Source organism: Sphingomonas sp. HMP6 (genome assembly GCF_013374095.1).
In the GTDB taxonomy this organism is placed as follows: Bacteria; Pseudomonadota; Alphaproteobacteria; order Sphingomonadales; family Sphingomonadaceae; genus Sphingomonas.
In genome coordinates this window covers 2,187,179-2,199,093 of the sequence record NZ_AP022672.1, presented here as the reverse complement: position 1 = coordinate 2,199,093, position 11,915 = coordinate 2,187,179, and the positions used below count along the sequence as shown (strand labels likewise).

General features: G+C 65.4%; 8 protein-coding genes. 5 read left to right on the top strand and 3 right to left on the bottom strand.

All coding sequences use genetic code 11. From position 1 onward, the window contains the following. Window positions 1–14: 14 nt before the first annotated feature. Window positions 15–548 carry a hypothetical protein gene (locus tag HMP06_RS10730; RefSeq protein WP_176497080.1) on the bottom strand — a complete coding sequence of 178 codons (534 nt, stop codon included), beginning with the start codon at window positions 546–548 and terminating at the stop codon, window positions 15–17. Between the two features lie 59 nt (window positions 549–607). Then, entirely contained in the window at window positions 608–1,873 is a 1,266-nt protein-coding gene (gene purD, locus HMP06_RS10725) for a phosphoribosylamine--glycine ligase (RefSeq protein WP_176497079.1), read from the bottom strand. Between purD and xseA the strand changes: the two genes are divergently transcribed. The 3 genes from xseA to HMP06_RS10710 are packed head-to-tail and all read left to right on the top strand — an operon-like array spanning window position 1,873 to window position 4,422. Next, entirely contained in the window at window positions 1,873–3,264 is a 1,392-nt protein-coding gene (gene xseA / locus HMP06_RS10720; protein ID WP_176497078.1) for an exodeoxyribonuclease VII large subunit, read from the top strand. The genes purD and xseA overlap by 1 nt on opposite strands. An 11-nt stretch (window positions 3,265–3,275) precedes the next feature. Then, window positions 3,276–3,473, top strand: a complete 198-nt coding sequence (locus HMP06_RS10715; RefSeq protein WP_176497077.1) for a DUF2093 domain-containing protein — start codon at window positions 3,276–3,278, stop codon at window positions 3,471–3,473. A gap of 7 nt (window positions 3,474–3,480) precedes the next feature. Then, on the top strand, window positions 3,481–4,422 hold the full coding sequence (locus HMP06_RS10710; protein WP_232089600.1) for a M23 family metallopeptidase: 942 nt from the start codon (window positions 3,481–3,483) through the stop codon (window positions 4,420–4,422). A 3-nt stretch (window positions 4,423–4,425) separates the two neighbouring features. Here the strand turns inward: HMP06_RS10710 and clpB are convergent, their stop codons facing one another. Beyond that, entirely contained in the window at window positions 4,426–7,005 is a 2,580-nt protein-coding gene (gene clpB, locus HMP06_RS10705; RefSeq protein WP_176497076.1) for an ATP-dependent chaperone ClpB, read from the bottom strand. Between the two features lie 216 nt (window positions 7,006–7,221). On the opposite strand from clpB, the gene HMP06_RS10700 reads away from it, so the two are divergent. After that, window positions 7,222–9,588 carry a TonB-dependent receptor gene (locus HMP06_RS10700; RefSeq protein WP_176497075.1) on the top strand — a complete coding sequence of 789 codons (2,367 nt, stop codon included), beginning with the start codon at window positions 7,222–7,224 and terminating at the stop codon, window positions 9,586–9,588. A 104-nt stretch (window positions 9,589–9,692) separates the two neighbouring features. Continuing rightward, entirely contained in the window at window positions 9,693–11,837 is a 2,145-nt protein-coding gene (locus HMP06_RS10695) for a penicillin acylase family protein (RefSeq protein WP_176497074.1), read from the top strand. Window positions 11,838–11,915 lie beyond the last annotated feature (78 nt).

Sequence of the window (11,915 nt, the reverse complement as noted above, 5' to 3'; positions counted from 1 at the left end):
AAAGGGGCGTGCGCCTATCCGCCCAATTTGCCGAAGGCGGCCTCGTACCCGGCATGATCCCCGGCGGCGAGCAGCTTGGCCTGTTCGATCCAGCGGTCGCGTGCCATCCGGCCCTGGAACGTGCCGAGCTTTGCGTCGAGGTCGGCAGCCGTTTGCGGGGTGAGCGCCGCGATCTGTTCGATCCGGGTGATGCCCTCGCCAGCAAGTGTGGCGGCGAGCTTGGGGCCAAGGCCCTTGATCCGGGTCAGCTCGGTTGCTGCCGGTGTCTCGGCGGTGGGAGCCTCCGCAACCGGCTCGGCGGGCACGTCGCTGACCGCGCCATCGCTGGAGATCGCGGTCGGCTCGGTCGTCGCCCCATGCTCTTCGGCGACCGCGAAATCGTCGGCCATCTGCTTCTGCGCGGCGGCGTTGCGGCGGCGTAGCACCGTCCCCCACCAGATCCCGGCGATGACCGCTACCGCGAGGACCAGGATCAGGACGACGTGGGTAATGGTGATCGGCACCATCATGTCGATCGCCTGGTTCGGATTTTGTGGGCCATCGGCCATAAAAATGCTCCTGTGCGTACAGCCAGATACAGCCAGATACAGCCAGATACAGCCTTCGATCAGCCCGCGTCGCGTTCAATCTCGCGCCACCCGATATCGTTCCGATAGAATCCGCCGGGAAAATCGATCGCGGTCAGCGCGCGATACGCGTCGGCCTGCGCATCGGCGATCGTCGGCCCGGTCGCGGTGACCGCGAGCACGCGCCCGCCCGAGGAAACGATCTGCCCGTCCTGCAGTCGCGTGCCCGCCTGAAACACCGTCGCGCCCTTCGCCTCGGCCGCAGCGATGCCGTCGATCGGGGCGCCGGTCTCGGGCGTGCCGGGATAGCCCTTGGCGGACATCACCACGGTGAGCGCCGCCGCATCACGCCATTTGGCGGGGCCGCGCGCGCCCAATTTGCCCGTCGCCACCGCCAGCAGCACCGCGAGCAAATCCTCGTCGAGCCGTGCCATCAGCACCTGGCATTCCGGATCGCCGAAGCGGGCGTTATATTCGATCAGCTTGGGGCCATCCGCCGTGAGCATCAGCCCGGCATAGAGCACGCCCGAAAACGGTGTCCCCGCCGCCGCCATTGCCGCGACCGTCGGGCGTACGATCTCGTCGAGCGCGCGCGCTTCGAGGTCTGGCGTCAGCACGCGCGCCGGGCTGTACGCGCCCATCCCGCCGGTATTCGGCCCAGTATCGCCGTCGCCGACGCGCTTGTGGTCCTGCGCGGTCCCAAACGGCAGGATGTCGGTCCCGTCGGTCAGCACGAACAGGCTAACTTCCTCGCCCTCCAAGAACTCCTCGATCACCGCTTCGCCGCCGCGCGCGCCAAACAGGTCAGCCAGCGCACCTTCCGCTTCCTCGCGCGTCATGGCGACGGTGACGCCCTTGCCCGCGGCCAGGCCATCGGCCTTGATCACGACCGGCACGCCGAACTTGTCGAGCGCCGCGCGCGCCTCGGCGCGGCTGGTCGCGTGGATATATCCTGCGGTCGGGATGTTCGCGCGGTCGCACACCGCCTTGGTGAAGGCTTTTGATCCCTCAAGCTGGGCGGCGGCTTTGTCCGGCCCGAATACGGCAATCCCGGCGGCGCGGAGACTGTCGCCCAGGCCATCGACCAGCGGCGCTTCCGGGCCGATGACGACAAGCTCGATCGCCTTGTCTGCACAAAACGCGACGGCCGCGGCATGATCGGTCACATCGAGCGCCACAATCTCCGCATGCGCCGCAATGCCCGGATTGCCGGGCGCGGCGAACAGTGTACCCAAGGCTGGCGATTGCGCCAGCTTCCACGCGAGCGCATGTTCGCGACCACCCGAACCGATCAGCAGGACATTCAATGGCGGACCCTCAAGACGTGTTGTTCGATGCGGCAGCGCGCCTGCTAGCCGACAGCGCGCCCGACGACAACGTGAGTGCGCCGGGTAATTCGGTGATGGGCGTCGGCGAGCTTGCCAACAAGCTGAAGCGCGTGGTCGAGAGCGAATTCGGCCATGTCCGGCTGCGCGGCGAGATTTCGGGCTATAAGCGCGTCGCCTCGGGCCATGCCTATCTCAGCCTGAAGGACGAAAACGCCGTCATCGACGGCGTGATCTGGAAGGGCAATGTCGCGCAACTGGGCTTCACCCCGCAGGACGGGGCCGAGGTGATCGCGACCGGCAAGGTCACCACCTATCCCGGCCGCTCCAAATATCAGATCGTGATCGATCGCATGGAATTGGCGGGCGAAGGCGCGCTGATGGCCTTGCTCGAAAAGCTCAAGGCCAAATTGGCGGGGGAGGGGGTGTTCGCAGCTTCGGCCAAGAAGCGGTTGCCGTACTTGCCCGCGCGGATCGGCGTGGTCACCTCGCCGACGGGAGCGGTGATCCGCGACATTCTGCACCGGCTCGAGGATCGCTGCCCAACGCATGTGCTGGTCTGGCCGGTCAAGGTGCAGGGGGCCGGATCGGCGGCAGAAATTGCCGCCGCGGTGCGCGGGTTCGACGCGATGCCGCCCGAAACGCGGCCCGATCTTGTCATCGTCGCGCGCGGCGGTGGCTCGATCGAGGATCTGTGGGCGTTCAATGAAGAGGTGGTGGTGCGCGCGATTGCGGCGTGCAGCATCCCTATCATCTCGGCGGTCGGGCATGAGACCGACACCACGCTCGCCGATTTCGCCGCCGATCTGCGCGCGCCGACGCCGACGGCAGCGGCCGAAATGGCGGTGCCGGTGCTCGCCGATCTGCGTCTCACGCTGGCGGGCTATGGCCAGCGCACCGAGAAATGCGTGCGGCGGTATCAGCAGCGCGGGCGCGAGCAGCTCGACGCGCTGGTCCGCGTGCTCCCGCGCCGCGACGCGTTGCTCGGGCCGCAACGGCAGCGTGCCGACGACCTCGGCGCGCGGCTCGATCGTGGGCTGGAACGCCGCGTGACCGTGGCGCGCGGGCAGCTCGACCGCTCGGGCGCTGCGCTGCGACTGTCGACGCTCGAACGGCAGCTCGAACGCGCGAAGGAGCGGGTTTCGGCGACATGGCGGCTGGTCGAATCGCTCGGGCCGAATGCGATCCTCGACCGCGGCTATGCCTTCGTGTCGGCGCGTCCTTCCGGTGCAGTGATCGGATCGGCCGAGGCGGCGCGTGGTGCTGGCGCGGTCACGCTCCATTTCCGGGACGGACAAGTCGATGCGAAGGTTGAGCGCAGCGGCCCCAAAGCATATGGTGCGGCCAAACCCGATCAACCGATCCTTTTGTAAGCGAGCCCGCCATGCTGATGTCCAATACTGATCGCGCGGCGCGGCTCCATTTCATGGCGAACGGGTTTCGCGTGCTCAGCCCGGGCGACCATGTCGTCTGCGCGTCATCGGGTGCGCGGGTTGCGCTCGACGATCTGCGCTATTGGAGCGTCGCGCGGCAGGAGGCCTATGCTACCGCCGCACTGGCCACCGCGGCGATGAGCGAATGACGCAGTCATGAAGCGGCGCGGGGGGCGCTCGGAAAGGCCGGCATTCTGGACGATCGGCCTCGCGGCAATGCTCGTACTGGGTAGCTGCGCGACCGTGCCTGATCGCCCGCAGATTCAGCCGCTTCCGCCCACGCCAATCGAACGCAAGCCGACCGTTCAGCCGCGCCAGGGGCCGGTGCGCGACAGTTTCAGCTATGCGGGATCGATGATCCAGGGCGGAATCGTCATCGGCATCGCGCCGAGCGGCACCAGCCTGCTCAGCTTCAACGGGGTGGACGTGCCCGTGGCCGCCGATGGCCGCTTCCTGATCGGGTTCGATCGCGATGCCGGGCCGACCGCCACGTTGGTCGCGACACTCGACGATGCGCGGCGCATTCGCGACACGCTGACCATCGCGCCGCGCGGCTGGGACGTGTCGCGGCTCAACAGCCTGCCCAAGATCCCGCTACCGCAGCCTGAATTCGATCGGCTTCGCCCGGCCGAACTCGCGCAGATCAACGCCGCGCGCCGAATCCAGTCCGATTCGCAAGGCTGGCGGCAGACTTTCCTGTGGCCGACGACGGGGCGGATTTCGACGCTGTTTGGGTCGCAACGCATCTACAAGAATGGCGAGGCGGGATCGTATCATTCGGGGCTCGATGTTGCGAAACCGACCGGATCGGTGATCCTGGCGCCCGCCGATGGTGTGGTGATCCTGGCGGCGGATCGTCCCTTCACGCTGGAGGGCAATTTGCTGATGATCGATCATGGCGCCGGGTTCAACACCGCCTTCCTGCATCTGTCGCGGATCGACGTGCGCGTCGGGCAACGCGTGATGCGCGGGCAGCCGGTCGCGCTGTCAGGCGCGACCGGGCGTGCTACGGGTCCGCATCTCCACTGGAGCCTCAGGTGGCGCGACGCGAAGATCGACCCGCTGCTCGTTGCGGGACCGATGCCGCGCGCTGAGTGACGCTCACTCGACGCGCAGCTCAAGCTTCCCGTCACCTTCATCGACCTTGACCGTCGCGCCGTCCTTCACCGCGCCGCGCAGGATCAAATCGGCGAGTGGGTCCTGCAGATAGCGCTGCACCGCGCGCTTGAGCGGCCGCGCGCCGTACACCGGATCGTACCCGACCCGCCCGAGCCACAGCCGCGCTGCGTCGGTGAGGTCCAGCCCGACCTTGCGCTCATCAAGCAGCTTGGCGATCCGCGCGACCTGAATGTCGACGATCGGCGCCATTTCCGCTTGGCCCAGCCGGTGGAACAGCACGATCTCGTCGAGCCGGTTGAGGAATTCGGGGCGGAAATGTCCGCGCACGATCTCCATCACTTGCGGCTCTACACTCGCGACATCCTCGCCATCGCCCAACGTCGTCAGCACCTGGCTGCCGAGGTTGGAGGTCAGCACGATGATCGTGTTGGTAAAGTCGACCGTGCGGCCCTGCCCATCGGTCAGCCGCCCGTCATCGAGCACTTGCAGCAGGATGTTGAACACATCGCCGTGCGCTTTCTCGACCTCGTCGAACAACACCACCTGATACGGCCGCCGCCGCACCGCCTCGGTCAGCACGCCGCCTTCCTCATAACCGACATAGCCCGGAGGCGCACCGATCAGCCGCGCGACGGCGTGCTTTTCCATGAACTCGCTCATGTCGATGCGGACCATCGCGGTCGGATCATCGAACAGGAATTCGGCGAGCGCCTTGGTCAGCTCGGTCTTGCCGACGCCCGTCGGCCCAAGGAACAGGAAGCTGCCGAGCGGCCGGTTGGGGTCCTGCAACCCCGCGCGTGCGCGCCGCACTGCGGTCGAGACAGCGCGGATCGCGTTCGCTTGCCCGATCACGCGCTTGCCGATCGTCGCTTCCATCGCGAGCAATTTGTCGCGCTCGCCTTCGAGCATCCGCTCGACCGGAATGCCGGTCCAGCGCGCGACGACGCCCGCTATATCCTCGGCGGTCACTTCCTCGCGCAGCATCGCGCCCTTGGTCGCGCCCGCCGCTGCATCCAATTGCCGCTGCAATTCGGGAATGCGCCCGTAAGACAGCTCGCCCGCCTTGGCGAGGTCGCCCGCACGTTGCGCCTGTTCGAGTTCGAGCCGCGCGGCGTCGAGCTGTTCTTTCAGCTTCGCCTCGGCTGAGATCTTGTCCTTCTCGCCCTGCCAACGTGTGGTCAGTTCGGCCGATTGCTGCTCCAGATTGGCGAGTTCGCCCTCCAGCGTGACGAGCCGGTCCTTCGACGCCGCATCGGTCTCGCGCTTCAAGGCTTCGCGCTCGATCTTTAACTGGATGATGCGCCGGTCGAGGATTTCGATTTCCTCGGGCTTGCTCTCCACTTCCATGCGGATGCGGCTGGCGGCTTCGTCCATCAGATCGATCGCCTTGTCGGGCAGGAAGCGGTCGGTGATGTAGCGATGCGACAGCGTCGCCGCCGCGACGATCGCGGCATCGGTGATCCGCACGCCGTGGTGGAGCTCGTATTTCTCCTTCAACCCGCGCAGGATCGAGATCGTGTCAGGCACGGTCGGCTCGCCAACGAACACCGGCTGGAAACGGCGCTGGAGTGCTGCATCCTTCTCGACATATTTGCGATATTCATCGAGCGTGGTCGCGCCGACGCAATGCAGCTCGCCGCGTGCGAGCGCGGGCTTGAGCAAATTGCCCGCATCCATCGCGCCTTCGGATTTCCCAGCACCAATCAGCTGATGCATTTCGTCGATGAACAGGACGATGTCGCCCTCGGCCGCCTTCACTTCGTCGAGCACGCCTTTCAACCGCTCCTCGAATTCGCCGCGATATTTCGCACCCGCGATCAGCGAGCCCATGTCGAGCGACATCAGCTTGCGGTCCTTCAGCGTGTCGGGAACGTCGCCATTGGCGATGCGCAAAGCGAGCCCTTCGGCGATCGCGGTCTTGCCGACGCCGGGTTCGCCGATCAGCACCGGATTGTTCTTTGTGCGGCGTGCGAGAATCTGGATCGTGCGGCGGATTTCCTCGTCGCGGCCGATCACCGGGTCGAGTTTGCCGTCGCGCGCCGCCTGCGTCAGGTCGCGCGCGAATTTTTTGAGCGCGTCGAATTTGTCCTCGGCACCCGCGCTGTCAGCGACGCGGCCGTTGCGCACCGTCTCGATTGCTTTGTTGAGTGCTTCTGGGGTTACGCCTGCCGTCTTGAGCGCCTTGCCCGCCACGGTGTTCAGCGACAAGGCCAGCGCCACCAACAAGCGCTCGACCGTGACGAAGCTGTCGCCCGATTTGGTCGCGATTTGCTCGGCCTGGTCGAGCACGCGCACGGTGTCATTGTCGAGCCCCGGCGTTGCTTGCGCCCCGCCGCCGCTGACCGCGGGGATCTTCGAGAGCGCGAGATCGGTTTCGGAAAGCGCGCGCTTGGCATCGCCCCCGGCGGCGGCGATCAGGCCCGAGGCCATGCCCTGCTCGTCCTCGAGCAGCGCCTTCAGCACATGCTCGGGCGAAATCCGCTGATGGCTCATGCGGATCGCGACGGTCTGCGCGGATTGCAGGAATCCCTTGGCCCGGTCGGTAAATTTTTCGATGTTCATGGTGGAAGTGTCCCTCCTTCGTTGCACCGCATGTAGTGTTGCATATGTGCAACACAAGGGCCGGAAGGCGTTCGATCGCCACTGTAATGTTTCGGACGCAAAAGGATCATGCTTCCGTCTCCAAATTTACGCATTGCCGCAACGCAGCATCGGTAGGCGCTGGGCCGGCGCACAGGGAGTGGTGTCGCCACATCCACGAAAGATGGGGTCTACATCATGAACCGTTCTGCCTTCTTCCTGCTTGCCGGCGTAGCTTTGTCCTGGCCGCTCGCCGCGTCCGCGAGCGATGTGCCGGCTGCTCCCGCTCTTGCTCCCGACGCGACGCCTGTCGCCGACGAACCCTCAGGCGACATCATCGTCGTCGGCAAGGGCCAGACGCGCCAGGTGCAGGAACTGAACCAGGCCGATATCGCGATCCTGGCGCCCGGCACCAGCCCCTTGAAGGCGATCGCCAAGCTCCCCGGCGTCAACTTCCAGTCGGCCGATGCGTTCGGAGCGTACGAATGGTCGCAGCGCGTCTCGATCCGCGGCTTCAACCAGAACCAGATCGGTTTCACGCTCGACGGCATTCCGCTCGGTGACGGGTCTTACGGCAACACCAACGGCTTGCATGTCAGCCGTGCGATCTCCTCCGAAAACGTCGCCCAGACGATCGTATCGCAAGGCGCCGGTGCGATCGGGACGCAGGCGACCAACAATCTTGGCGGCACGATCGAATTCCGTTCGTCCGATCCGACGTCGAAATTCGGCGTGCAGGCGAACGGCACCTATGGCAGCAACGATACCTATCGCACGTTCTTCCGGCTCGACACCGGCGTGCTGGGCGACAATGGCCCGTCGGCCTATGTCTCCTATGGCTATCTGACCACGGACAAGTGGAAGGGCTTCGGCAAGCAGAAGCAGAACCAGGTCAACGCGAAGTTCACCGCACCGGTGTCGCCAGACGTTCGTCTCGTCGGCACGTTCAACTTCTCCGACCGGCGCGAGCAGGATTATCAGGATCTGTCGCTCAACCAGATCAGCCGGCTGGGCCTCAACCTCGACAATATCGCGAACAATTTCCCGCTCGCGATCCGGATCGCGGATGTCGCCAACAACATCGACACGCGCAACAACACGACCGGCGCGTTGGGTGCCGACGGCTTCTCCGATGTGACGGGCAATCGCCCGACCAACCCCGCTGCGGGGACGGTGTATCCGGCTCCTTACGGCGCGACCGGGACGGTCGATGATTCCTATTTCGATGCCTCCGGTCTGCGGCAGGATTATCTCGCGTCGTTCGGCGTCGAGACGCGCAAGGGCGCGGCGATCCACGGCGAACTCAAGGCCTATTACCATTCCAACCACGGCCAGGGCACGTGGTTCACGCCCTATGTCCCCTCGCCATCGGGCGTGCCGATTTCGGTGCGCACGACCGAATATGACATTCGCCGCAAGGGCGTGTTCGGATCGATCGGCACCAATCTCGGCATGTTCGGCGATGTGACCGTCGGCGGCTGGTATGAACGCAATGATTTCCGCCAGGCGCGCCGTTTCTACGCGCTCGACAGCCGCACTGTCCCGACCCGCAGCGCGCTCCAGCTCCAGGAAAATCCCTTCTTCACGCAGCGTTACGGCGCGTACACGACCGACACGCTGCAATATTACGTGCAGGACAAATTGAGCTTCGGCGCGTTGACGGTCGATCTTGGCTGGAAGGGTTTCCAGGTCAAGAACAAGGCGAGCCAGATCGTCGTCAGCGACACGGCGGTCGGCGCGATCGATGCGACCGACTGGTTCCAGCCGCACGCGGGCGTCTCGTACAAGCTGAGCAATTCGGCCGAGCTGTTTGCCGATTTCACCGAATCGAAGCGCGCCTTCGTTTCGGCCTGGACCAACGGCCCGTTTTCGACCGGTCAGAATGGGTTCAACGCGCTGATCTCGACGAACAAGTTGAAGCCGGAGCAGTCGGACACGTTCGAAGGTGGCGCGCGCTTCAAGAGCGGCCGCTTTAACGGCTCGCTCGTCGGCTATTATGTCGATTTCAGCAACCGCATCCTCGGCACCACGGTCGGCGCCGGAATTGTCGGCAATCTCGCGACGCTCGCCAATGTCGGGTCGGTTCGCTCCTACGGGATCGAAGCGGCGGGCGAAGTGAAGCTGCCGTACGGCTTCGGCATCTTCGCCTCCTACGCCTATAACGACTCGACCTACCGCGATAATGTGCCGGTCGCGGGCGGCACGCCGATCGCGATCAAGGGAAAGACCACGGTCGATACCCCGAAGCATCTCGCCAAGGGCGAACTGACCTATTCCGGTTCGGTGTTCTTCGGGCGGATCGGTGCGGACTATATGAGCCGTCGCTACTTCACCTACACCAATGACCAGTCGGTGGCGGGGCGCGTGATTGTCGATGCCACGATCGGGGCGCACGTCACCATCGCTGACCGCAAGTTCGAAATTCAGGGCAATGCGACCAATCTGTTCGACAAGAAATATGTCGCGACGATCGGGTCGAACGGCTTTGGCTATGCGGGTGACAATCAGACGTTGCTCGCGGGCGCTCCGGCGCAGTTCTTCGTGACGCTGAAGGCCGGCTTCTGACCGGGCGACGGTGCCACCCCGGCCGGGGTGGCACCGTCACAAGCCGCTCGCACACCGCGCGGTCCCGCGCTAAAGCTCCGCCAAACGATAAGAGGTTAGGGCGGATGCGGGGCTGGTTTGGGCGTGGAATAGCCGGGTTGGCGCTTGTCGTAGCGCTCGCCGCGTTTGGCCTTGCGATGTGGGAGCCGCTTGCGGCCACTTCGGTCGCGGCACCGCCCGCACATCGCTATGACAGCGTCATCGCGCGCGACCGCTACGGCGTGCCGCACATCTTCGGCAAGACCGATCCCGACGTGGCGTACGGTGTGGCCTATGCCCATGCCGAGGACGATTTCGCGACGCTGCAGGAAGCGGTCGCGATGACGCGCGGTCGGCTGGGCGCAATGAGCGGGGCGGACGGCGCGAAGGTCGATTACACGCTGGCCCTGCTCGGCGCGCGTGAGACGGCGCACCGCGATTACGACAAGCAACCCGCCGATATTCGTGCGCTGCTCGATGCTTATGCGAGCGGCCTCAACGCCTATGCCCGGCGGCATCCGGAGGAGGTGCGACTGTCGAAACTCTTCCCGGCGAATGGCGAGGATATCGCGACCGGCTTCGTGTTGCGCACACCGTTCTTTTTCGGGCTCGACCAGACGCTCGGGGCGCTGACCGGCGACAAGCCGCTGCCGCGTGAGGATGCCGGCGCAACCCCCGACAGCCCCGATCCGACCGCGCTCCCCGCAACGGGCGAGGCGATGCCGAACGGCTCCAACGCCTTTGTCGTCGCGCCGAAGCGCTCGGCCGACGGCTTCACGCGTGTCGTGTCGAACTCGCATCAACCGTGGAAGGGGCCGGTCGCCTGGTATGAACTCAGCGTGCAATCGGGCACCGGCTGGCATTTCTCGGGCGCGACCTTCCCCGGCGTGCCCTTCCCGGTGATGGGGCATAACGAGACGCTGGGCTGGACCAACACCGTCAACCGGCCCGATCTAACCGACGTCTACAAACTCGTGACCAACGCCGATGGCACGCAGTACCGCTTCGACGGGAAATGGCTGCCGCTCGAAGCGAAGCGCGTCTGGCTCAAGGTCGCGTTCGGGCCGTTCGTGCTGCCGATCCCGAAAATGGCATATCGCGCGGTGCAAGGGCCGGTGGTGGTCAACAAGAGCGGGGCCTATGCGATCCGCTATGCCGGGGCCGACCAGCTCCGCATGGTCGAGGAATATTACCGCCTGACCCGCGCGCGCAATCTCGCCGAATGGCAGAAGGCGCTGGCGATCCAGGGCGTGCCCGCGACCAATTTCCTCTACGGCGATGCGCAGGGCAATATCGCTTATGTCTACAACGCGAGCTTCCCCAACCGGAAGCCGGGGTTTGACTACAAGCGCGTCCTGCCCGGCGACACGTCGCGTGATCTGGCGGCAGGGACGGTGCCGTTTGCGCAGGTGCCGAAGAATGTGAACCCGGCGTCGGGGTTTCTGGTCAACGCCAACAACACGCCATTCCAGGCGGCGGGGGCGGGCTCGGAACTCAAACCGGCGGACTATTCCCCGCTGCTCGGAATCGAGACCGACACGACCAACCGCGGCACGCGCGCGGTGGAGCTGATGGGGCAGGATTCGTCGATCTCGGCGGCCGATCTCGACCGTATCAAATACGATACCGGCGTCAGTCGGCTGAGCTGGGCGGCGCGCTGGTACCGCGATGTCGCGGGCGTAGATCCGAAGGACGACGCGCAGCTCACGGCGGCGGTGGCGCTGCTCAAGCGCTGGAACTGGGATTTCGACGGGAAGCACGCTGGCCAGGCGCTTGCCGCGATCCTGCTGCGGACCGGGCAGAAATGGCATTATCAGCGCCGTCCTGAACTGGATCCGCGCGATGCGCTGGCCAAGGCGGCGGCCTATCTCCAGACGCATTTCGGAACGCTCGATCCGCCGCTCGGCACCGTGCTGCGGTTGCGCCACGGGAAGGTTGATCTCCCGCTCGATGGCGCGCCCGACGTGCTGCGCGCGGCCTCGACCTGGACCGAGGCGGATGACGGGCGGCTCGTCGTCAATCACGGCGACAGCTTCATCATGTTCATGGAATGGGACAAAAAGGGCCGCGTCGCCTCGCAATCGATCCAGCCATACGGTGCGGCCACCACCCGTCCGGACTCGCCGCATTACAGCGATCAGGCGGCGTTGTTCGTCGCGCACAAGACCAAGCCGGTGCACTTCTGGCGCAACGATCTGCGGCGGAATGTCGAGCGGGTGTACCGGCCCTAAAGGGTGCGATTGCCTCCGCCAAACCTCCCGCTATACTCCGCCACCACAGTAAAGTTTTCATCGCCTTCCCAAGAGGAT